Source organism: Frigoribacterium sp. PhB107 (assembly GCF_003751515.1).
GTDB lineage: Bacteria > Actinomycetota > Actinomycetes > Actinomycetales > Microbacteriaceae > Frigoribacterium.
In genome coordinates, this window is the sequence record NZ_RJKU01000001.1 from 1,393,207 (window position 1) to 1,414,440 (window position 21,234).

A 21,234-nucleotide genomic window follows, 5' to 3' on the forward strand; every position below is an offset into this window, starting at 1 on the left:
ATGAACGACTACATCAGCAACCGCACCATCCACACCCACGACGTCGGCACCTACGTCACCCACGGTGGAGCACACCCCGTCCAGATCGTGTCCGCCCTCGGGCGGTCGATCTTGGACTCCCGCGGATTCCCCACCGTCCAAGTCGACCTCGAACTCGCCGATGGCACCCTCGTCTCGGGCGCCGCCCCCGCAGGAGCCTCGACCGGTGCCCACGAGGCCGTCGAACTCCGGGACGGTGGCGCAGCGTTCAGCGGCAAGGGCGTCCGACGAGCCGCGCAGATGGTCACCACCGAGATCAGCGACCTCCTCACCTCACGCCCCTGGGCCGGGATCAGCGAGATCGACCGTGCCCTCGCCGACCTCGACGGCACCCCGAACTGGTCGAGGCTCGGCGCCAACGCCGTCGTCGCGACCTCGATCGCGGCGTCCCGGGCGCTGGCCCGCGAAGCCGGCCTGCCCCTGCACCGGTGGATCGCCCTGCTGTCGGGGGCGAGCGAGTCGCTCCCCGTCCCGCACTTCAACGTCCTGAACGGAGGCGCCCACGCGGCCAACGACCTCGACTTCCAGGAGTTCATGATCGCTCCCGTCGGAGCGACCAGCGAGGAGGAGGCGGTACAGACCGGCGCAGAGGTCTACCACGCCCTGAAGGCGCTCGTACAGACCCGCTACGGCACCGCGGGCCTCGGCGACGAGGGCGGCTTCGCCCCGGCGATCAACAGCCCAGAGGAGGCCCTTGACCTCATCGTCCAGGCGATCACCGACGCCGGCCACCGGGCGGCGCTCGACGACGTCGCGATCGCACTCGACCCTGCCGCGAACGGGTTCGGCGACGGAGACGGCCGGTACCGGGTCGCCGGGCAGGACCTCGACCGTGGAGGTCTCGCGGACCGGTACGGGGCCCTGCTCGAGGCGTACCCGATCAGGAGCATCGAAGACGCCTTCCACGAAGACGACCACGACGGGTGGGCGTTGATGGCGTCGCGGTTCGGCGGACGGGTTCAGCTCGTCGGCGACGACCTGTACGTGACTGACCCCGAAAGGATCGCTGAAGGCGCGGAGCAGGGCTGGTCGGACGCCGTTCTCATCAAGCCGAACCAGATCGGTTCTGTCAGCCAGACCCTCGACGCGATCGCGACGGCCCGGTCCCACGGCATGGCCTGCATGGTGTCGCACCGCTCCGGGGAGACCACCGACACGTTCATCGCCGACCTCGTCGTCGGCACCGGGGTCGGGCAGATCAAATCCGGTGCCCCCGCACGCGGGGAGCGGGTCTGCAAGTACAACCGCCTCACCGATATCGAAGCCGATCAGCCCGGACTTCCCTACGGCCTCAGCACGAAGGACGATGCATGACCTCACCCTCACCTGACTCACCGTTTCCGCCGCTGCCCTCGAGGAGAGGCGACGAGTTCGACGGGCTGGGCCAGGACCCGGACCTCGACGTCGATGACTCCACGGGCACCGAACGGCCCGTGCACCTGCGGTGGCGGTTCATCGGACTCGTCACCCTCGGCGGCACGATCGGCACGGGCCTGCGCGAAGCCCTGGCGTTGAGCTTCCCCGCGGCCCCGGGCAGCATCCCCGTGACGATCCTGCTGATCAATGTCGTCGGTGCGTTCGCGCTCGGGCTGCTCCTTGAGTCGTTGGTGCGACGAGGGCCGGACGCGGGTCGCCGACGCGACCTGCGTCTGCTCATCGGGACTGGCGTTCTCGGCGGGTTCACCACCTACAGCGCCCTCGCAGTCGACACCGCGACCCTGCTCGGTGACGCGCTGCCGATCGCGATCGCCTACGGTGTGGGATCGGTCGTGCTCGGCGCCGTGGCTTCCTGGGCCGGCATCACCGTCGGTGCCGCCCTCCACCGCCGTTCCGAGGCGGCGTCGTGATCGCCCCGTGGCTCTTTGTCGCGATCGCGGTCGCCGGTGGTGTGGGTGCGGCCCTGCGCCTGGTCGTTGATGGCGCCGTCCGCAGCACGTGGTCGGCCCCCATTCCGCTGGCAACCCTGGTCATCAACGTCAGCGGGTCGTTCGTGCTCGGCTTGCTCACCGGTCTTGCCGACCACGCGGGGCTGCCTCGAGAGTGGCTGCTCGTCGCGGGGGGCGGGCTCATGGGTGGCTACACCACGTTCAGCACCGCCAGCGTCGAGACCGTGCGCCTCGTAGCCGAGAAGAAATGGGTCGCTGGGATCGCCAGCGGCGCGGGCATGCTGCTGCTCGCCGTCGCCGCCGGGCTTGCCGGCCTCACCATCGGCACGTCATGATCGGCTATCGAGCGCGCGGCCATGTCGCGAGCGTCATGCTGACGAGTGAGCAGGAGAAAGCATCATGAGCAACACCGTCATCCATGACTTGGTTTCCGAGATGCTGGGTCGGCTTCCGTCCGGCGGAGGCATCGTGGCTGTGGATGGCGATGCTGCCGAGCAACTCTCGGACATGGGCAGTCAGTTGGCTCGGGATATCAGCGCGAGAGGCCTCACGTCGGCCGTCCAAGCATTCACGGGCGCAGACTTCGAGTATTCACCCGCCGGCACGGACGTGGTGTTGGTCGTCGGCGAAGGCGCGCTGCAGCCTGGCGTCCGGACGCGGTGGAACTGGACTCTGTGGGTGGAGGCCTCCGGGGTGCGTGATCCGGCGAGCAACGACCGCAGTGCGGTGGCGTTCGAGAGCTACCGGTCGCGTGACGAGCCCAGGGGCGCCGCCTCGGCCATCGTCGACGTCAGTGACCCCGCGGCCTATCGCCGTCACTGGAACGACGCCTGTTCGATCTGAGCCGCTCCCCCACGCACCCTCGTCGTCCGCGGTCAGGACAGGGGACGGGGAGGCGCGAGGAGCGTTCCGCGGATGACGCTGCCGTGGAAGGTGCGCACGGCGACCGTGATCCAGGCCGCGATGAGCCCGATGTAGAACACGACCGCCAGTACCTGCAGCGCGACGAGTCCCGTGTGCAGGGCCAGACCGTTCAGGCCTGTCACGCAGGTGCCGACGGGGAAGGTGAACGACCACCAGGTGAGCGAGAACGGGAGCCCCTGGCGGATGGTGCGGAGGGTGATGGCCGATGCCAGTGCCGCCCACATCAGAGCGAATCCCAGAGCGGGCACACCGTAGACGAGCCCGAAGACGAACAAGGCGTGCGAAGTTCCCTGGTCGACGGCGAGGTGGGCGTTGCCACCGAGCAGGTTGGCTGCCGTGATCGACTGCCCCAGGGGGCCGAGGACGATCCAGAGGGTCGGGACCATGCCGGCCGGGCCGATCTTGTGCTGGGCCAGGCGTGACCAGATCAGCGTGATGATCACGATCGACGCCAGCAACGACAAGCCGAACATCGCGTAGCACCCCCAGAGCATGTTCTGCCTTGCCTGCCCCGCGGGCAGGAAGGGCAGCAGCAGCGCACCGGTCGAGGCAGACACCATTGGGGGAACCACGGGCATGAGCCAGCCGCCGAACGCACTGTCGGGGGCCGTGTCGTGCCGGGTGAACGTCAGGTACGGGACCGCGATCGCGCTGACGAGGCCGAGCACCGTACCGATGGTCCACAACACCCAGTCGATGCCGACCGCCAGGGGCGTACCGAGGACGTCTTTACCCAAGAGCAGGGTGCCCGCGCCGACGGTCAGCAGCGCCATGGGCGGTGCCCCGTAGAAGTGCGCCATCACCGGATTGAGTCGATGCCCCCGCGCGGTGGCTCGGTAACGCACCCAGTGCATGACGGTCGCCGTGCTGAGAGCGACCAACAACACGCTGGCCAGTGCCCAGACGATGGTCGCGGCGGGGCGCAGCCCCGGGAACTGCAGCGGCAGGGTCGCCGCGGCGTTGGCGACGATGCCGGTCCCCATGATCGACGCGAACCAGTTCGGGGTCAGGTTCGACACGATCTGCCCGCGGTGCTCGAGCTGGCGGAACAGACCGTGCGTGCGGGGAGGGGCGACAGTCGGTGAGATCGCGGCAGGCATGTCTCGATCTTCGTACGTGCGTCCGGCTGCCGATACGGGCGGATGCTTGTGGTGTCACAATCGATCTTTGTGACCGGACTCCCTGTTGATCTCGAGACGCTCCGACTGCTGGAGGCGATCTCGAGATCGGGCAGTCTGGGCCGTGCCGCGACATCGGTGGGCATCAGCCAGCAGGCGGCGTCGTCTCGCATCACGGTCGCCGAGCGGCGGCTGGGTCGTACGTTGCTCGTCCGCTCTCGGGCGGGCTCGGCGCTGACCGAGCACGGACTCCTGGTGTGCGAGTGGGGCCGACCCCTGCTCGAGGCGGCGACTACCTTCGAACGATCGCTGCACACCCTGATGACCGGCGCCTCCGACGCTCTCCTCGTCGCAGCGAGTCAGACGGTGTCAGAGGCGCTGATGCCACGCTGGATGACAGCGGCAGCGGATCGTGTCCGGGTGCGCCTGGAATCGGGCAACAGCGACTGGGTCGTCGACGAGGTCCGTTCGGGGCGTGCGCACCTCGGGTTCACCGAGACCCCCGATGAGGCCGACGGGCTCGCCACGACCGTCCTGGGTGTCGACGAACTGCTCATCGTCGTCTCGCCCAGGCACGCATGGGCATCGAAGTCCGAACCCGTGACGGCAGCGGATCTCGCATCCACACCGCTCGTGTCTCGGGAGTCGGGCTCGGGCACCCGCCGGACCCTCGAGCTCGCCCTGGGGATCGACCCTGCCCTGATGGCAGAACCCGCTGCGCAGTTGTCGTCGACGGGCGCCATCCGGGCGGCCATCGCCGGCGGTGTGGGTCCGGGAGTCATCAGCTCGTTGCTGGTCGAGGACGACCTCCGCGCCGGGCGCCTCGTCACCGTCCCGGCAGCCGTCGACCTGAGACGCCCGTTTCGCGCTGTGTGGTCGGCCGGTCTGAGCGCCGGGGCGCAGGATCTCCTGGCCGTGATCGCCGCGTTGCAGCACAGCCCCGACTCCTCGCCGAGATGATCAGAGAAGCGAAGCGTGCCGTAGGGCCGTGACGGCCCGCAGGTGCTTCTCGCCGGCGCGGGTGGCGTTCGCCGGCGACAGATGGGGTGCCGCGAGCACGGGCACGATCCTCGCACGCGGTTCCAGGGTGAAGTACCTCATCACGCCCGTCAGGGCCGGAGTGCCGAAGGTCACGATCGCCCGCAGCTGCGGCAGAGAATCGAGCAGCTGAGCGAGGGCAGGGCGTGCCTCGTCGAGATCGGTGACGGTCGGCGCCCGACCAAGGGCCCACGGGACGATGTTCCATCGCAGGTAGACGTTCCTGCCCAGACCCGACTCGATCCGTGCTCGCTTGAACGCAGATGCCGTCGGCCCCGGGTTGTCCTCACTGCTGATCGCGTCCTCGCCCTGCTTGATCGTGGCAGGACCGGGTGATTCCATCAGCACGAGAACTTTCGCCGCTGCTCCTCCACCTGATGGGTCGAAGCCCGGCACGAACCGCGCACGTTCTGGTCCGGAGCTTCGCCATTCCGATACGAGCTGGTCGAGGCCCCTGGGCTGCTGCATCCCTAGACGGTACGACGTTGGGGACCGTTTCCGCCCGCTCACCGACGACGCGGAACGACCAAGACGGCGTCCTCTCCGAGTGCGCTCGCCCCACAGCAAGTGATCCTGTGGGCGATCCATCTATCGGGCGGGCCGAGGGCATTCGGCCTGAGGAGCGGACACGAGGTGCGCTCTTGAGAAAGGCCGTATCTCAGCGAGACAAGGGCAGCGAGAGAGTGCGTGCTGACGCGCCTTCGTCGATCCCCGAAGTCTCAATGACTGCGATCGAGTCCGCGTCGACGAGGCCGCACGTCATTGCCGGCCCCTGCCTCTCGACGGGGACGATTCCCTCAGCGCACTCCGAGACGGCGACGAGTCTGGCTCCCGAGGGTGGATCCGCGCTCGGTCGTGCAGCCACGCGCGGCAGCATCGGCGGCAGGGGCGAACCGACGAGCCCCGCGGGCAGGGGCAGGCCGAGAGCGATGAGGGCGATGAGACCTGCGAACGGGTTGCCGGGAAGCCCGAGGGCGGGAACTCCGTCCTCCCTGTGAGCGAGAACCGTCGGATGGCCTGGCCTCATCGAGACGCCGCGCACCAACACCTCTGCGTTCACACGGAGCAGCGCAGGGACGAGATGGTCCCCGTGCCCGTGACCTATGCCCCCCGTCGAGATGACGATGTCGACGCCTTCCTGGCTCAGGGCGCGACGGACAGCCGACGCGTCGTCCGTCGCGTAGGTGACGCTGGTGACGTCCATGCCGGCTCCACGGAGCACCTCGGTCACGGAAACGCCGAGCGCGACAGTGAATCATCGATCGTTGCGCATCTCGTGCTGTGCCTTTCCGATGCCCCGGCGCGACACGACGGCCCTGCGACACTCCGGCCGGCGCCTGCCGTAATCGGTCGAGAGTTTGATGGCGAGCATGGACACCCTTCCCCTCTGGCTGTTGGCCGCCATCTTCGTCGCCGGCGCCGCCGTCATCTGGGTCGCCGGCATCCAGCTGTCGAAGACGACCGACGTCCTCGACTCCCGACTCCACCTCGGTAGCGCGCTCGGCGGACTCATCGTCCTCGCGGTGGCGACCAACCTGCCCGAGATCGCCATCACGGTCAGCGCCGCCGTCTCGGGCTCGCTCGAGGTGGCCGCGGGCAACATCCTCGGCGGCATCGCCCTTCAGACGGTCGTCCTCGTCGTGCTCGACGCCCTCGGGAAACGCGGCAAGGGGGTCCACCCCCTCACCTATCGCGCGGCCTCCCTAGGGCTGCTGCTTGAGGCACTGGTCGTGGTGGCGGTCCTCGCCGTCGTCATCGCCGGAACCCAGCTGCCGTCCTCGCTCACAGTGGCGCGCCTGACGCCGGACGTCGTCCTCATCGCCGTCATCTGGCTCGTGGGCCTGTTCCTCGTCCGGCGTGCCGGCAAGGGCCTGCCGTGGCACGAGGCCGGAGCAGCACCTGACACGTCGACGCCGCGACCGAGCGGACACCGGACCCGCTCGAACCCGTCGCCGACGACCATGAGCACGAAGAAGGCCGCGGTCGTCTTCGGCCTGTCGGCCCTCGCCACGCTCGTCGCCGGCGTCGTCCTCGAACGCGCGGGCGATGCGGCCGCGTCGCAGATCGGCTTGTCGGGTGTGCTGTTCGGCGCGACGGTCCTGGCCCTGGCGACGAGCCTGCCCGAGATCTCGACCGGGTTGCAGGCCGTCAAGCAGGGCGACGACAACCTGGCCATGAGCGACATCTTCGGCGGCAACGCCTTCCTGCCCGTGCTCTTCCTCGTCGCCACGGTCATCTCCGGGCAGGCGATCCTGCCACAGTCGAACACCAGCGACGTCTACCTGACCGCCCTCGCCGCGCTCCTCACGCTCGTCTACGCCGTTGGCCTGCTCTTCCGGCCGCGACGACGCATCGCGGGCATGGGCGTGGACTCGTTCGTCGTGCTCGTGCTCTACGCCGTCGGCATCGGTGGCCTCGTCGCCATCACGCTCGGCTGACAGGACCATCCCGGCGACTGAGCCGTGGAAGTTGGGCAAGGCGTCCATGCTCCAGCCAACGTCTCACTGAACCATCGGCCACCGAACGATCCCGTGGTGTCAGCCACTCCCCCGTAGCTGAGGGGCTTGGGCCGTCTCGCTAGATCAGTCCGAAACCGATCGCGATGGAGGCTCCCCTACTGGGACTGGCCCTTGAGGCGGACCCGGTGGCCTGTCGCCATCGGCTCGACTGCGAACTGTTCTGTCGCGCGGACGAGTTCTGAGAGCTTGGTGAAGCCCCAGTTGCGGGAGTCGAAGTCTGGACGCCACTTGCGTAAAAGGCTCCCCACGGTGGCAAGGTTTGCCCACCCGTCTTCGGAGGACGCGGTGCCGACGCTGTTCCGAAGTCCCTCGATGAGACGTGCGTCGTCTCGCGGAGACAACGCCGTCGGCCGTTCCGTCGTCGTGGCTTCGGGGGCGGTTTCCCCCTCGGTGACGCCGAGGACATCGAAGTAGGTGACCTGGTCGCAGGCGTTCCGGAACGATGTCGGCGTCTTGCGCTCCCCGAACCCGTAGACGGTGATCCCTTCCTCTCGGATACGAGAGGCAAGCCGGGGGAAGTCGCTGTCCGACGACGCGATGCAGAACCTCTGGAATCGGCCCGTGTAGAGCAGGTGAGCGATCCCCTATCGGAACACGCTGGACCGTTAGCGTCAGGTCGTGCAAGCCGGGACCGGCAAGACCAGCTCGAGCGTCGTACCCGTGGCAGAGGTCGAGGCGACCCGGACGCTTCCTCCGTGTCGTAGGGCGATCTCCCTGACGAGGGCGAGACCGATTCCGAAGCTCGGTCGGGTGTCGCCGCTGGCACGCCACGAGGCTCCTTCTGCTGGCTCCGACCGAGCAAACCGGTCAAAGACCCGCGTTGGCTCGATCCCCGTGATCCCTGGCCCCTCGTCGGTGACCGCGAGCACGGCCGAGCCACGCTCGTGCCGGGTCGACAGCGTGACGGTCGAGCCTGGGGGCGCGTGGCCGAGCGCGTTGTCGACCAGGGCCAGCACCGCCCGTCGGAGGCTCGCGCGCGGCACTCGGACCCACGGGGCGGTAGTGCTGTCGTGCCGCAAGGTCACGTCGCGCTCGTCGGCGAGCACCGACATCGACCGCAGGACCTCCACGACCACGTCGTCGAGGCGCACCGGCTCGGGCACGACAGCCGGGCCAGCAGGGTCGTCTCCCGCTGCCTCGAGCAGGTCGCCCACGATGTCGATCAGGGCTCGCGAGTCGTCGCGGAGTCTCGCCAGATCCGATGTGACGTGCGCGTCGGCGGAGGCATCGCCTCCTGCGATTTTCCGCTGCAGCGCCTGGAGGCGGGCGTCGAGCACGGTGAGGGGCGTGCGAAGCTCGTGGCTCGCGTCGGCGACGAACTGCCGCTGCAGGCGCAGGGCCTCACCGAGCGGCCGGACGGCGCGTCGGGCGATGACGACCGTGACGAGCCCGGCGAAGACGACGCCGGCGACTCCCAGCACGACGAGGCCGGCCACGACGTCCGTGGCCGAAACGAAGACCTCGCCCTGGCCCGCGGCGACAACCTGCTCGAGCCTCTCCTGCGGGACGGTCTGGTGCAGCACCCACGCGATCGTCAGCGCGAGGGCGCCCACGACGACGAGGCCCGAGACGAGCACTATCTGTCGCCCGATCGACCGGGCAGCGGCTTGCAGGGCCGCGGCCTCCGGATCGGGGAGGGCCTGGGCGCCCGTCCGCACTCGCCCGCGCCGTCCGCTCACAGGGCGCCCACCCGGTAGCCGCGTCCCCGCACGGTCAGCACGACGTCACGGTCGATCTTCCGCCGCAGGTAGCTGACGTAGGTGTCGACGGTGCCGACCTGCTCGCCGTGCGGGAACAAACGCGCGAGCAGGTCCGCCCGGTCGAAGGTGTGGTCGGGTCGCCCGGCCAGCTCGGCGAGCAGCGCGCTCTCGCGCTCGCTCAGCACCACGCGACTCGACCAGGGCGTGACGACGATGCGGCTCTCGGGGAACAAGCGCGCCTCGCCGATGTCGAGCCAGCGCTCCTCGGCGGCGAACGACCGGGTCAGCGCGCGCAGCCGGGCGAACAGCTCGTCGAACTCGAACGGCTTGACGAGGTAGTCGTCCGCGCCGCCGTCCAGCCCGGCCACCCGGTCGGCCGTGGTGCCGAGCGCGGTCAGCATGAGCACCGGCGTCGTCACGTGCTCGCACCGCAGGGCCGCCACCAGCTCGGTGCCGTCGAGCCCGGGAAGGCGTCGGTCGACGACGAGCACCGCGTGGACGCCTGCCCGCGCGGCCTCGAGCCCTCGTCGGCCGTCGACCACGAGGTCGACCTGCCAGGCCTCGCCGAGCACGTCGGCCACGATGGGGCCGAGCTCCGCGTCGTCCTCGACCAGCAGGAGGCGCGGGCGCGCGTCAGGACCGGTCACCCACCGCCTCCTCGTCCCTCGTCGTCGTCGCTGCGGCCGTCCTCCCGGCCCGAGCGGCGCGCGAGCGCCGCAGGGCCGTGACCACGATCGGTAGCACCGACACGACGACGAGCCCGACGGCGAGCAGGTCGATGTGGTCTGCCACGAACGGTAGGCCACCCAGCAGCGATCCGAGCACGGTCATGCCGACGGCCCAGAGGAGAGCGCCGGTGAGGTTCCAGACGATGAACTTGCGATACGGGTAGCCGCTCGTGCCGGCGGCCAGGGGAACGAAGGTGCGGACGACGGGCACGAACCGGCCGAGGACGAGCGCCTTGCCTCCGTGCCGCTCGAAGAACGCCTCGGCCTGCTCGAGGTGCGCGGTCTTCAGCACGCGGGCGTCGGGGCGGAACCAGCGGCGCCCGAACCGGTGTCCGAGGAAGAACCCGACCTGGTCGCCAGCCGCCGCTGCGAGGAACGCGCAGAGCGCGATCACCGCGACGCTGAGGCCGAGGCTCTGGTGCAGCAGGCCAGCGGTGACCAGCAGCGAGTCGCCGGGCAGGAACGGGAACAGCAGGCCCGACTCGACGAAGATCATCAGCGACAGGCCGCCGAGGGCCCACGGGCCCATGCCGGCGAGGAGGGTCTGGGGGTCGAGGATGCTCATCAGCGGGTCCGTCCTGGGTCGGTGGTCGTGGAGAAGTTCGGCGCCGACGGCCGGACGGGGTGGCCCGCCCCCGAGCGCTGCTCGATCCGGTCGAGGAGGCGCAGCCACGGCGGCAGGGCCAGCGCCACCACCGAGCAGCCGAGCACGGCCGAGGCGACCGTGTCGCTCGGCCAGTGAACGCCCACCCAGACGCGCGACAGCCCGACGACCGCCACCGACGCCGCGCAGACGGCGATGACGACCAGTGCGCGGCGGCACCCCCAGGCGAGCAGGACCAGCGCGAGTGCGAGCCCGGTCGCGAGGGCGGTGTGCCCGCTGGGGAACGAGAAGGAGTGCGGCTCGACGATCAGCGGGTCGGCGAGGAGTCCCGGGGCGGGGCGGTCGCGCTGCACGACGAGCTTGACCAGCTCGGCAGCGGCCCACGGACCGACCGCGACGCCGAGGGCCGTCAGGGCGGCGGTCGCCCGACGGGTGACCACCCACACCGCGACGGCCAGCAACAGCACGAGGGCTGCGCCCAGCTGCGGGCCGAGCAGCCGGTCGACGAGCAGCGCCGCCTGGTCGAGCACCGGCACGTGGGCACGGCTGGCGTGCTGGACGAGGTCGAGGTCAACCTCGTCCACGCCGCCGGCACCCGAGTCGATGAGCAGCCCCGCGACGACGACGCCGACGACGCCGGTCGCGCCCCACGCCGCCCACGCCCGGTCGTGCACGACCGCGCGGACGGCGGGGAACAGAGGAGGCGCGGTGCGGCCGCGAGGGAGCGCCGACGAGGGCGGACGGTGCAGGACGGTCATGCACGAAGGCTCCGCCCGAAGGTCCCAGAAACCGCCCAGATGCCCTGGCGGGCCGACCCGCGCCTCCTCGTCTCGGCCCCTGGGGGATTTCTGGGAGGCGACCCGCGACCGTCGTCGGATGACGACACGCGCTGTTCCGACCGGGGCCACGGCTCCCGACCGCCGGGCCCTGCTGAACAAGGTCCCCGAGATCACCCTCGCGTTCTGGGTGATCAAGGTGCTCTGCACCACCGTCGGCGAGACGTTCGCCGACTTCCTCGCCGACGGCCTAGGCCTGGGGCTGACCGTGACGAGCGTCGCGACGGCGGGCCTTCTCGTCGTGGCGCTCGCGGTGCAGTTCCGGGCGAGGACCTACGTGCCCGTCGTCTACTGGCTCGCGGTCGTGCTGATCAGCGTCGTCGGGACGCTGCTCACCGACACCCTGACCGACTCGCTCGGCGTGAGCCTGTGGGTGTCGACGGCGGTCTTCGCGGTCGCGCTGACCGTCGTGTTCGTCGTGTGGCACCGCGTCGAGGGCACGCTGTCGATCCACGAGGTCACGACTCCGCGTCGCGAGTCCTTCTACTGGGCGGCGGTGCTGATGACGTTCGCGCTCGGCACGGCCGTCGGCGACCTCCTCGGCGAGCAGCTGGCTCTCGGCTACCTACCCTCGGCGCTGCTGTTCGCCGCGGCCATCGCCGTCGTCGCCCTGGCGCACCGGTTCGCCGGCGTCGGGTCGGTGCTCGCGTTCTGGGCGGCGTACGTCCTCACCCGGCCGCTCGGCGCCTCCGTCGGGGACTTCCTGTCGCAGCCGGTCGCCGACGGCGGGCTCGGCCTCGGGTCGACCGTCACGAGCGTCGTGTTCCTCGCGGCGATCGCCGCGCTCGTCGTCGTCCTCACGGTGCGACGGCCGGCGCGACCCGCGCTGCGCGTTTGACTCCCCCTGCCCCGCCGCTCGAGAAAGAAGACCCCGTGGACTGGCAGATCAACGGCCTCCCCGTGCACCCCCTCGTCGTCCACCTCGTCACCGTGGCCTTCCCCACGGCGTCGCTGCTGATCCTCGTCGGGGCGTTCTGGCCCGGCCTCCGTCGGCGGCTGGGCGTCGTCACCCCCCTCGTCGCCCTCGTCTCGCTGGTCGCTGTCCCCCTCGCGACGTCCTCCGGCGAGGCGCTGGAGGCGCGGGTCGGCCCGAGCGCACTGCTCGAGGCCCATACGCAGCTGGGCGACACCCTGCTGCCGTGGGCGATCGCGGTGTTCGTCGTCGCCGTGGCGCAGTGGGCGTGGCAGCACTGGGTGCTCACGCCGGAGGCGCGCCGCCCGCGGCCGGCCCTCCGGCGCGACGTGCGCCTGGGCGTCGGCGCCGTGCTGACGGTGCTGGTCGTCGGCACCAGCATCGGCGGGATCGTCACGACCGTCCGCATCGGCGACTCGGGCGCGAAGGCTGTCTGGTCCGACTCATCGGCCACCTGAGCGCCCCGGACCGCTCGCACAACCCTGTGATGACCGACAGCGAAGCCATCACACGAGCCGGTGACGCCCGGCTATCGATCGTCTAACGGGACACCGCTCCTAGGCCTCATGGTTGGATCGGTCTATGCCGCAGGGAAAGCCACCAGAACCGCGAACCGAGAAGCAAAACATCGGGACGATGGTCTTCGGTCTGGGGCTCGGGGCCTTTGGCGTGGCCTGGCTCATCTTTAACCCCAATTGGTCAGGCATCACGACTCGAGGCCTGCCGGTCTGGCTGGTCGGCCTATTGCTCATTGGGCCTTCGTGCGCTCTGTTCGTGATTGGACTACGGAGCTTCCTTGCCAATAAGCCTTAGTTGCGGCGATGTTCACACCTGGATGGCTCGCAGGAGTCACGCGTAGACGGCTGAGTAATGGCTTAGCCGAGGCAATCCCCTATCGGGCGTGCGGCTCCCTATGTCGCAACTCGTCGAGTATGCGGGTGAGCCTGTCGTAGCCCCGCCAGGCGCTGACCGTCGACACGATGAGCAAAGCAAGGAAGACGAGAGCGAGGACGAACCAGACCGGACCCGCTGTAGAAGCGAGCCAGAGGCTGAGCGCGATGAAGCCCGTGAACACGACAGGTGCCAGCCACCTCGATCTACGGTTCTGGTCCCGCCACTTCTCGAGCATCGGGATCCATGTCGACGAGTCGACGTCCACAGGAAGGGCGCCGGCCTTCACCGCAGCCTGCATCCGGGAAAGCTCATCAACACCGCCGGCACGACGCCGAGCACGACTGATGACCACTCCGAGAAAGGCCGTCATTGCACCCGCGTAGACGACCGTGCTGATGAGACGGGCAATCACGGGCTGTTCGGCCGGCATGACGACGACACCGATGCCCAGCCACAAGGCAGCCAGGAGGACGAAGAGCAAGGGCAGGAGCGCTCGAAGCGGCAGGGAGCGGAAACGCGCCATCGGGGGGACTCCTTCGGATTAGCTCATACCCTTCCCTAGATTGTCTCCGCGTGACCGCATTGGAGCCGGCCCATCACACGCGTACGGGCACGGATCGGCTATTGGGCATCCGCAGACCTGGCGATCACGGACCGGACCAACTCACCGATCGGAAGCTCGCGGCGCCCGTGGCCGTCGACCAGCAGCGCCTGCATCCCGGCTGCCCTGGCTCCGTCAACGTCCTTCACCGGATCGTCGCCGACGAACAGGCATGCCTCCGGCTCGACTCCGAGCTCAGAGGCGAGAACGGCGAAGGCCCTCACGTCGGGCTTTGCGAAACCGACGCGCTCAGACGTGCAAACGACATCGAACTCGACGAGGAGACCTGTACGCCGGAGCTTTGCTAGCTGCTGAGCCTCCGTCCCGTTCGTCAGCAGCCCGATGCGATGACCGGACGCGCGCAAGTTCTGAAGAAGTGGAAGCGCATCGGGGAATGCCCGCCATGACGACTCGTACGCCCGCAGATAACCGCCGAACAGCTCGTCGACATCGACCTCGCCCGCATGGACATCCACCCCGAGCGGCGGGAGGACAGAGCGCAGCCGCTCACGGCGCTGCTCCAAGAAGCTGATCTCACCCGACCGCCAACGCTCGAAGTGCAGCTCTTCGGCGGCGAACCAGCTAGCAAGCGTCGAGTCTGACGCGACCACACCGAGCGAGCCGAGGAAGTGGACCGCGGCGGATCGGGCTGAACCGTAGTGATCGAACAGCGTCCCGTCGAGGTCGAAGCCGACCGCACCCACTCGCGTCACCGCGCCAGTCTAGAAGTGGACCGGTGGCCGATCCTCAATCGGGCAGACCAAGTCTTGCGACCTAGCTGTCACCGATTCAGAGAGATGATGGGTCATGTCCTCCGATGACGGCACCCAGTCTCGCCTTCAGCAGCAGCGACGGGTCCCTCGCATCGCTGCTGCGCTTCTCGCAGCAGCTTTCGTATTCCTCGTCTTGCTCCCTCTGCTGCCCAGTCCCTACGTCTCGGGCGGCGCGCGACTTGCGTTGTTCCTCCTACCCCTCCCTCCCCTCCTGGCTTTCGGGGGCACACTCGCAGCACTCCTCGACCGAAAGATCGGCGAAACCAGCAAGGGCCTATGGGCCATCGGCTCAGCCCTCTTCGGGTTCGTCTGCGTACCGGCACTCTTCGTGCTCGTCACCCTCATAGCGGGGCCCTAAAGAATGAGCTCTCTGGCCAACGTGATCACCAGAGGACCAATTGGCCGCTGACTGATCTCCTACCGGGCACCAGTGGATTCATCCCTCCGCCGCGATACGTAGGAGCGGTAAAGAGCGATCAGGGTCAGCGGAGCGCCAATCACGACCAGCCATATAGCGCCGGAGACCGACCGAGACCAGCAAGGCCCACGCCGATCATGGTCGCTCCGAGAATGAGTCCGACAAGGATCAAGATCGTCCCGCGACGCCTCTGCTGCATGAACGGAGCCTGCCACTTGCAGAGCTCAGGTGTTGCTGCGCGCCGGCACAGAGGGGCAGCCCTCTAGGACCGTTGGCCGATCGTCTACTGCGACTCTTTGATGATGTCGCGGTGAGTGCGATCGACGATGCAGCGACAACGATCCCGCTTCGCGCCACGAAACCGATGGCGGATCGTTCCTCGATAGGGTCGAGTATGAAGTCCTTCGGATGGCGCGTATTCGGCTGGGGCATTGCACTCACCGTCGTGGTTGTCGTCGGCGGGTTCATCCTCCGAAGCTTCGGCGCCGTCGCGGCCTGACTCACGGGGACGTCATGCCGAGGAACGAGCCGCCTCCGCCGCCATGGCGCATTCCCGCGCGGGGATCCCCTAACGGGCGCGAAGCCTCAGTCTTGGTTCTCGGAATTAACAGAGGCGTCGTAGGCCTCGTACGGCAGGGCTTTGAGGTAGAACGTGACCTTTAGGAGCATGGCTCCAGCCACGGCCCCGAGCGCAGCAACGGGCCAGAAGATCCACATGCCCGTGACGACCGCAGCGAAGACCAGCATGCCCGTGCACAACCCAGCGACAGTCGCAGCGCCATACGTGATCTCACGGGGGATGGAACCCCACACTTTTCGGTCTTCCAGAATCGTCAGACTCATCGGCTCTCTCCCAAATCTCGGAGCCCAACATGGCTCGGATGCTCAGCTAAGCGCCTTTACAGCGCGCGGCGTGCGAACCGCCCCGAGCAGGATCGTCTATCGGGACAGGATCAATCGCCTGATGGACGCGTTGGCGCACAAGCGGGACCTACAGTCACCTCATGCGAACACGTACCGTGATCCTCGGAGGGCCGCTCCTCGTAGCCCTCTACGCCGGCATCATGGTCGTGTCCCTCGGCTGGTTGGAGCCCCAAGCAGCCGTCCCGGGCCTCACGAGAACTGAGATAGCGCAGGGACTCGATCACTTCGGTAGCGACCTCACCGCACTGACCTGGTCACTCGTGGTTCTAGGCCTGGTTGGGGTCGGGCTCTCAGCAGTGGCCAGCACCGTGGGGCGCCGGGCTCGGCTCCAGCTGAGCACCATCGCGACCCTGCACCTCGGCTTGCTGGTCCTGGGAGCCCCCGTCTCGTTCTTCGCCGCTTTCCCGCTCGGCATGGACATGGCTGACGCCTTCGGGGTCTCAGGTGGACTCCGCACCCCGTGGTACATGGTGTTGCTCTGGGCGAGCGGCATCAGCCTGCTTTCGCTGCTCGCCCTGCTGTTCTCCACCATAAGAACGGGACAGCCGATCACCCCATCGCAAGAGTCAGGCGCCGAGAGGCGAGCTGCAACGATCCATCACCACTAGCCGATCGGCTATCGGGACGCAGAGCGTTCCCCTCTAGGTCGGTTTCGTGAAGCAACGGTTTCTAGCGTCGCATCTCAGCCACGGCTCGAACATTGAAGTAGATGCCGATCACGATCAGTCCCACGCCTAGGAGCATGAGCACATTCGGCAGGTCACTGAAGACCTTGGCGATGAATAGGACGGCAGCCAGAAAATAGAAGATCGTGGCCACGCCCATAAGCTTTCTAAAGCGAGGAATGTTGGAAGGCACCAGCGGCTCCGTATCGATCAAGAGAAATAACCTCGCGGGCCGAAAGGTCGGCTGTGGACAAGACTCCTCGCAAGGTACTGCCCAGTGTGGCCCGCTGTCCCGAGGGTGGATCGTCTATCGGGCGCTAAACCACCCCGAAGTTCTCGATGCAAGCCCGACACAGCCACAAATCCTGGCCTCGCAAGCAACGCCAGAACAAACGACGCTGTAGAAGGGTCGAGTGATTGATCTAGCCGAGGTTCGTTCGCTCGAACTCGTCACTCCCAAGACCCTGGACGACGCGAGCCAAGTTCTGGCTAGGTGGCTTGCCGAGAAAAGCCGTGCACCGCGAGAGGCAAGCGCAGAAGGCGCCTTGGATCTGGGCTCGCGGTTTGCGTACCGGATGTGGGGCGTTAGCCGGCGGGGCCAGGCAAAGCTCCCGATGCGACTGACTTGGCGTGTGAGCGCAAGCGGAAGTGGGAGCACCGTCGCGCTACACATGCGCAGCAACGAGGGCCGGTACCTCGTCCGCACCTATCAACATCACCTCATCTACGAGCGCACCTTCGATCAGCTGGTCAGAGAGCTGCACGCCGTGTTTGAGTAGCCGATCGTCTATCGGGCGCCACCCGCACGACCACGATTTAGGGGCGCAGCAGTGTCACAATGCGGACGTGCAATCTCACGCCGCGCGCAGACGCCGACGCTTAGCTATTGCTCTTGTCGTCGCCGGCCTAGTGATGCTCCTTGCCCCGGTCCTTGCCAGCGCGATCGCGCCGAACGTTGCGTGGGTGGCGTGGCTCGCCCGCTCGCTTCCCGCCGCCCTTGTCCTGGCCGGCGGCATGGTCTGGTACCGGGCAGACAAGGTCTTCGACCGCGGGTTTGAACCAGACGAGACATCTGACGACGAGTCTCATGACGCGGACCGCTGATCGATCCCCTATTGGGCATCGTGGCTGACTAGGTCCAGTCGTCGGGCAGGCTTGTCCCAAGCCGCTTGTCGGAGTTCCGCGAATACGAGGTGCGTTTCTGCCGTTCCTGTTCCTCAAACTTTGCGTCCCACGCTGCTTGTTCTGCCCGGTTCAGACGAGCGTCCTTGATGCCTCTGTAGATGAAGCCAACAAGGAGGATGACGAAGACGCCTAGCCAGAGCACCCACGAGGCGAAGGTGGGCACGTCGAAGATGGCTCGGTAGAGGAATGTCCCCTGCACGCCCATCGCAGCCATGGTCAAACCAGCAGTACGAACCCCGCGCTGAGTCTTTCCCGGAAGAGGGTCGTACTTGTTCATGGCCACGTCCAAGTATCAGACCACTTTGTGCCCAGCTCCATGGACGATCGTCTATCGAGACGAGGGGCGACTCATCGCACCGCCTGTGCCCTATCGATTGAAGGCAGGGCGAGAAGGACCGCGAGCACGGCGTTGCCTAGCGGCACGGCAGCCAGGAGTACCCACCACCCCGATCTGCCGGTGTCGTGCAGGCGCCGAACGCTGATTGCGATCCAGGGCATGAGCGACGCGAGCGCTAGGACGGTGAAGAGGCCCAAGGCGATCTGTGCTCCGAGCGGCAGGATAGAGAGAAGGTAGCCCCACACTGGAAACGGGTTGAAGGCTTCGAGGGCTTGCTCGACCTGAGGCGGCGGTGCGGCTAGGCCTGACGGGTCCGTGAGCAACGTCAGCACACCTGCCCCGAAGGCGATGTTGGCGACGAGGCTGATGAGGAACCACCACAATGCCCAGAACCAGAACTCGGCCCGAGCTGCCTTACCTCGGAAGATGGCGTAGCCTCGCCAAAACCTGACGAAGGAAGCACCGAAGGTCGCCTGATGCCACGGCGTACCTACGGGTGGCTGGGCAGCAGAGTCCATGGGCCCTTTCTACCGACATCGACTACTGAGCGCCCTGCCCAGCGCCAGGGGTCGCGTAGCCGGATCGGCTATCGGGACGCCACTCCTATGCCTCATGGTTGGATCGGCCTATGCCCCAGGGAAGGCCACCAGCACCGCGAACCAAGAAGCAGAACATCGGGACGATGGTCTTTGCTGTTGGGCTCGGGGCTTTCGGTGCGGCGTGGCTCATTCTTAACCCTGACTGGTCGAACATCACGACTCGAGGCCTACCGGTTTGGCTGGTCGGTTTGATGATGATCGGCCCATCCTTGGTCCTGTTCGTGGTTGGGCTTCGGGGTTTTCTCAACAGAAAGTCATAGCCGCGGGATTGCTTCTTGCACGGGACTCGCGAAAGGTTGACTTGAGCCGTCGTGCCGGTAGCCGAGCCCCTGCCGGGACACCCTGGAAGCTGGTCCTATTTCTTGCGAAAGTGACCGAGTAAGAGCTTGACGCCGCCGACAATAACCATTCCCACGCCTGCGAAGGCCAGCAAGGCAATGAGCCCCCACACCGGTAGACCGCTCCGCGCAATCGTTTCCCCTAGGTCGGGAGCCCGGAACCAAATGAAGACGGCGAGACCCATCAGGAAGACTCCGAAGCACAGGAGCCCTGCTGAGTCCTCGTATTTCGTCACTTTGCCAGGCACTGTTGCACTCCGCCTCGCGTCCAATTCTCGCTTCACCAGATGCACGCTAACCGCTCTTGCAGGAGCGACTGAGACCTCTTTGCGACGAGGTCGCTGATTAGAGCTACTCCGCGCGCTGAATGGCTCGGTAGACCGTCGAGCGGGCGACGCCGAAGAGCTCCGCGATCTCGCTGGTCGTGTGCTCGCCGGTGCGGTGCAGCTGCACGAGGTGCTTCTCCTGCGAGGGAGTCAGCTTGGGTTTGCGGCCCCGGAGCTTGCCGGCTGCCTTCGCGATCGCCATGCCGTCACGGGTACGAGCACGAATCAGGTCAGCCTCGAACTCGGCGACCATGCCGAGGACGTTGAACAGGAGCCGGCCGACCGGGTCAGTGGGGTCGTAGACCGCTCCCCCGAGGTTCAGCGCGACACGCTTCTTCGTGAGCTCGTCCGCGATGTCGGTCGCGTCACGCAGCGACCGGGCGAGACGATCGAGCTTCGTCACCACCAGGACGTCGCCGGCCCGGCACGCGGCCAGCGCTTCCCGGAGGCCCGGGCGGGCTCGAGTCGTGCCAGACAGGCCGTGGTCAACATGAACGTGTTGATCGTTGACACCGAGTACTGCGAGACCGTCACGATGTGCTGCGAGATCCTGTCCCGAGGTCGAGACGCGGGCATATCCGATGAGCATCCGGCGACTGTAGCGTTCAGACCCCCGTCAGCGGGCTTTTTTGCGGGACAGGCATACGCGAATCCGCAGGCCAGGCGCCATTTGACCTCAGCCGGCCGGAACGGACGCGCAAAGGTGTCCCGATGAACGACCGGCACCCGGGCGCTCCGGGCAGCGTCACGCCCCGGCGGGCCAGCGCACCGGGACCGGGAGGCGACGCTGTGCGTGCTCCGCATCCGCGCCTCCTCGTCCGTCGACCAGGTCGAGCAGCAGGCCCGTCGCGACGCGGCCCAGCTCGTCTCCGTCGACGTCGATGGCCGGGACCCCGACGAGGCCGAGCGAGTCGACGACCATCCGCTCCGAGCTCACGACGACCCGGGAGGAGGCGGGCCGGTCGCCCAGCGCGAACATCAGCCCCAGACCGATCGCGGTCGCATACGGCACGACGGCCGTCGCCCGCGCCTCGAGCACCGCGGGCAGCACCGAGACGCCGGCCGCGAACGTGGAGGGGAACGGTCCGAGCCGCACGAGCGATGCACGCCCGTGGGCGGCACGCGTGACGGCCTCGGTGCGCTGGGCGTCCTGCCACGAGCCCTCCGGCCCGCCGACGTAGACGATGCGCTCGTGGCCGTCGTCGACGAGGCGCGTGACGAGCGATCCGAACGCCGCGGCGGTGTCGGCCACGACCGACGAGAGCCCGGCGACCTCACGGTCGACGAGCACGGTCGGCTTCGAGGAGGCGGCGGCCGCGACGACCTCGTCGGGCCCGCGGGGCGCCACCACGATGAACCCGTCGACCTGGGCCGAGAGCCGCTCGAACGCGACGAGCTCGTCGGGGTGCGCGAGCGGGTGCACGGCGACGGTCAGCTGCACGTCGTGCTCACCGGCCAGCGCCTGCGCGCCCGCGATCACGGGCGTGAAGTACGAGTTCTCGAGCGTCGGCACGACCAGGGCGATCAGCCCGCTGCGACCCCGGGCGAGCTGGCGCGCGGCGCGGTTCGCGACGAAGCCGAGCTGCTCGGCGGCGGCGAGCACACGGCCCGCGGTCTCGGGCAGCACCAGCTCGGGACGACTGAGGGCGCGGGAGGCGGTCGCCTTGGAGACCCCCGCGAGCGCGGCGACGTCGGCCAGTGTCGACATGCGCGGTGTCGACATGCGAGTCCCTCCGTCGTCGTGCCTGCAGCGAGCCTAGGGGCACGGTCCGGCCACGTTTCACATGATCGTTACACGCGGTGGTCGTGCTGCCCCCAGGGGGACCCTATGGTTGATGAGACCGGTTGCACAACCGGTTGCACCGCCTC

The 21,234-nt window shown here is 67.9% G+C and carries 28 protein-coding genes; 11 read left to right on the forward strand and 17 right to left on the reverse strand.

Features of this window, described 5'->3' with window-relative positions; genetic code table 11:
• The 4 genes from eno (at position 1) to EDF18_RS06490 (ending at position 2,768) form a co-directional block, all read left to right on the forward strand.
• Positions 1-1,353: a phosphopyruvate hydratase gene (gene eno / locus EDF18_RS06475; RefSeq protein WP_123546891.1), complete on the forward strand. Its 1,353-nt coding sequence runs from the start codon at positions 1-3 to the stop codon at positions 1,351-1,353.
• Positions 1,350-1,886 (forward strand): CrcB family protein, encoded by a 537-nt coding sequence (locus tag EDF18_RS06480; protein ID WP_123546892.1) that lies wholly within the window; start codon positions 1,350-1,352, stop codon positions 1,884-1,886. Before eno ends, EDF18_RS06480 begins: the two co-directional genes overlap by 4 nt.
• Positions 1,886-2,260: a CrcB family protein gene (locus EDF18_RS06485; RefSeq protein WP_123547343.1), complete on the forward strand. Its 375-nt coding sequence runs from the start codon at positions 1,886-1,888 to the stop codon at positions 2,258-2,260. Before EDF18_RS06480 ends, EDF18_RS06485 begins: the two co-directional genes overlap by 1 nt.
• Positions 2,261-2,324: 64 nt before the next feature.
• Entirely contained in the window at positions 2,325-2,768 is a 444-nt protein-coding gene (locus EDF18_RS06490; protein ID WP_123546893.1) for a hypothetical protein, read from the forward strand.
• A gap of 32 nt (positions 2,769-2,800) precedes the next feature.
• Here the strand turns inward: EDF18_RS06490 and EDF18_RS06495 are convergent, their stop codons facing one another.
• Positions 2,801-3,949: a TDT family transporter gene (locus tag EDF18_RS06495; protein ID WP_123546894.1), complete on the reverse strand. Its 1,149-nt coding sequence runs from the start codon at positions 3,947-3,949 to the stop codon at positions 2,801-2,803.
• 69 nt (positions 3,950-4,018) lie between these two features.
• On the opposite strand from EDF18_RS06495, the gene EDF18_RS06500 reads away from it, so the two are divergent.
• Positions 4,019-4,927 carry a LysR family transcriptional regulator gene (locus tag EDF18_RS06500; protein WP_158614628.1) on the forward strand — a complete coding sequence of 303 codons (909 nt, stop codon included), beginning with the start codon at positions 4,019-4,021 and terminating at the stop codon, positions 4,925-4,927.
• On the opposite strand, the gene EDF18_RS06505 is transcribed toward EDF18_RS06500, so the two are convergent.
• Complete coding sequence (locus EDF18_RS06505) at positions 4,928-5,473, reverse strand: uracil-DNA glycosylase (RefSeq protein WP_123546896.1); 546 nt, start codon at positions 5,471-5,473, stop codon at positions 4,928-4,930.
• Positions 5,474-5,663: 190 nt separating this feature from the next.
• The gene (locus EDF18_RS06510; protein WP_123546897.1) at positions 5,664-6,236 is read right to left on the reverse strand and encodes a molybdopterin-binding protein; all 573 of its coding nucleotides are present in this window, start codon (positions 6,234-6,236) and stop codon (positions 5,664-5,666) included.
• Between the two features lie 139 nt (positions 6,237-6,375).
• Here EDF18_RS06510 and EDF18_RS06515 point away from each other — a divergent pair, with 139 nt between their 5' ends.
• Complete coding sequence (locus EDF18_RS06515; protein WP_123547344.1) at positions 6,376-7,443, forward strand: sodium:calcium antiporter; 1,068 nt, start codon at positions 6,376-6,378, stop codon at positions 7,441-7,443.
• Between the two features lie 176 nt (positions 7,444-7,619).
• Here the strand turns inward: EDF18_RS06515 and EDF18_RS16780 are convergent, their stop codons facing one another.
• From EDF18_RS16780 to EDF18_RS06540, 5 genes are read right to left on the reverse strand one after another with little or no spacing between them, the layout of a single operon-like run.
• Positions 7,620-8,105, reverse strand: coding sequence for an OST-HTH/LOTUS domain-containing protein (locus EDF18_RS16780; RefSeq protein ID WP_369878213.1), 486 nt, complete (start codon positions 8,103-8,105; stop codon positions 7,620-7,622).
• Between the two features lie 30 nt (positions 8,106-8,135).
• Positions 8,136-9,182: a sensor histidine kinase KdpD gene (locus EDF18_RS06525; RefSeq protein WP_133738022.1), complete on the reverse strand. Its 1,047-nt coding sequence runs from the start codon at positions 9,180-9,182 to the stop codon at positions 8,136-8,138.
• A 17-nt stretch (positions 9,183-9,199) separates the two neighbouring features.
• Positions 9,200-9,871 (reverse strand): response regulator transcription factor, encoded by a 672-nt coding sequence (locus EDF18_RS06530; RefSeq protein ID WP_123546900.1) that lies wholly within the window; start codon positions 9,869-9,871, stop codon positions 9,200-9,202.
• Positions 9,858-10,517: a DedA family protein gene (locus EDF18_RS06535; RefSeq protein WP_123546901.1), complete on the reverse strand. Its 660-nt coding sequence runs from the start codon at positions 10,515-10,517 to the stop codon at positions 9,858-9,860. The genes EDF18_RS06530 and EDF18_RS06535 overlap by 14 nt, the downstream gene beginning before the upstream one ends.
• Positions 10,517-11,314 carry a phosphatase PAP2 family protein gene (locus EDF18_RS06540; RefSeq protein WP_123546902.1) on the reverse strand — a complete coding sequence of 266 codons (798 nt, stop codon included), beginning with the start codon at positions 11,312-11,314 and terminating at the stop codon, positions 10,517-10,519. The genes EDF18_RS06535 and EDF18_RS06540 overlap by 1 nt, the downstream gene beginning before the upstream one ends.
• A 118-nt stretch (positions 11,315-11,432) precedes the next feature.
• On the opposite strand from EDF18_RS06540, the gene EDF18_RS06545 reads away from it, so the two are divergent.
• Positions 11,433-12,230, forward strand: a complete 798-nt coding sequence (locus EDF18_RS06545) for a hypothetical protein (RefSeq protein ID WP_123546903.1) — start codon at positions 11,433-11,435, stop codon at positions 12,228-12,230.
• 35 nt (positions 12,231-12,265) lie between these two features.
• Entirely contained in the window at positions 12,266-12,763 is a 498-nt protein-coding gene (locus tag EDF18_RS06550) for a DUF2231 domain-containing protein (RefSeq protein ID WP_123546904.1), read from the forward strand.
• A gap of 434 nt (positions 12,764-13,197) precedes the next feature.
• On the opposite strand, the gene EDF18_RS06555 is transcribed toward EDF18_RS06550, so the two are convergent.
• Together EDF18_RS06555 and EDF18_RS06560 are read right to left on the reverse strand one after the other, a co-directional pair.
• On the reverse strand, positions 13,198-13,722 hold the full coding sequence (locus tag EDF18_RS06555; protein WP_123546905.1) for a hypothetical protein: 525 nt from the start codon (positions 13,720-13,722) through the stop codon (positions 13,198-13,200).
• 98 nt (positions 13,723-13,820) lie between these two features.
• Positions 13,821-14,513: an HAD family hydrolase gene (locus EDF18_RS06560; protein WP_123546906.1), complete on the reverse strand. Its 693-nt coding sequence runs from the start codon at positions 14,511-14,513 to the stop codon at positions 13,821-13,823.
• A gap of 788 nt (positions 14,514-15,301) precedes the next feature.
• Between EDF18_RS06560 and EDF18_RS16125 the strand changes: the two genes are divergently transcribed.
• Positions 15,302-15,490 (forward strand): hypothetical protein, encoded by a 189-nt coding sequence (locus EDF18_RS16125; protein WP_133738027.1) that lies wholly within the window; start codon positions 15,302-15,304, stop codon positions 15,488-15,490.
• A gap of 86 nt (positions 15,491-15,576) precedes the next feature.
• On the opposite strand, the gene EDF18_RS06570 is transcribed toward EDF18_RS16125, so the two are convergent.
• Positions 15,577-15,834: a hypothetical protein gene (locus EDF18_RS06570; RefSeq protein ID WP_123546908.1), complete on the reverse strand. Its 258-nt coding sequence runs from the start codon at positions 15,832-15,834 to the stop codon at positions 15,577-15,579.
• A gap of 161 nt (positions 15,835-15,995) precedes the next feature.
• Between EDF18_RS06570 and EDF18_RS06575 the strand changes: the two genes are divergently transcribed.
• On the forward strand, positions 15,996-16,523 hold the full coding sequence (locus tag EDF18_RS06575; protein ID WP_133738029.1) for a hypothetical protein: 528 nt from the start codon (positions 15,996-15,998) through the stop codon (positions 16,521-16,523).
• Between the two features lie 61 nt (positions 16,524-16,584).
• Here EDF18_RS06575 and EDF18_RS16300 read toward each other — a convergent pair whose 3' ends face one another.
• Positions 16,585-16,734, reverse strand: a complete 150-nt coding sequence (locus EDF18_RS16300; RefSeq protein ID WP_158614630.1) for a hypothetical protein — start codon at positions 16,732-16,734, stop codon at positions 16,585-16,587.
• Between the two features lie 692 nt (positions 16,735-17,426).
• On the opposite strand from EDF18_RS16300, the gene EDF18_RS06580 reads away from it, so the two are divergent.
• Positions 17,427-17,684, forward strand: coding sequence for a hypothetical protein (locus EDF18_RS06580; protein ID WP_148050052.1), 258 nt, complete (start codon positions 17,427-17,429; stop codon positions 17,682-17,684).
• 28 nt (positions 17,685-17,712) lie between these two features.
• On the opposite strand, the gene EDF18_RS06585 is transcribed toward EDF18_RS06580, so the two are convergent.
• The 5 genes from EDF18_RS06585 to EDF18_RS06605 all read right to left on the reverse strand — a co-directional run bounded on the left by EDF18_RS06585 (position 17,713) and on the right by EDF18_RS06605 (position 21,073).
• Positions 17,713-18,042 carry a hypothetical protein gene (locus EDF18_RS06585; protein ID WP_148050053.1) on the reverse strand — a complete coding sequence of 110 codons (330 nt, stop codon included), beginning with the start codon at positions 18,040-18,042 and terminating at the stop codon, positions 17,713-17,715.
• Between the two features lie 71 nt (positions 18,043-18,113).
• A complete protein-coding gene (locus tag EDF18_RS06590; protein ID WP_123546912.1) occupies positions 18,114-18,620 on the reverse strand; it encodes a DUF805 domain-containing protein in 507 nt (168 codons plus the stop codon).
• 436 nt (positions 18,621-19,056) lie between these two features.
• Positions 19,057-19,275: a hypothetical protein gene (locus EDF18_RS16305; protein WP_123546913.1), complete on the reverse strand. Its 219-nt coding sequence runs from the start codon at positions 19,273-19,275 to the stop codon at positions 19,057-19,059.
• A 115-nt stretch (positions 19,276-19,390) separates the two neighbouring features.
• Positions 19,391-19,954 carry a recombinase family protein gene (locus EDF18_RS06600; protein ID WP_123546914.1) on the reverse strand — a complete coding sequence of 188 codons (564 nt, stop codon included), beginning with the start codon at positions 19,952-19,954 and terminating at the stop codon, positions 19,391-19,393.
• Positions 19,955-20,110: 156 nt separating this feature from the next.
• Complete coding sequence (locus EDF18_RS06605) at positions 20,111-21,073, reverse strand: LacI family DNA-binding transcriptional regulator (RefSeq protein WP_123546915.1); 963 nt, start codon at positions 21,071-21,073, stop codon at positions 20,111-20,113.
• Positions 21,074-21,234 lie beyond the last annotated feature (161 nt).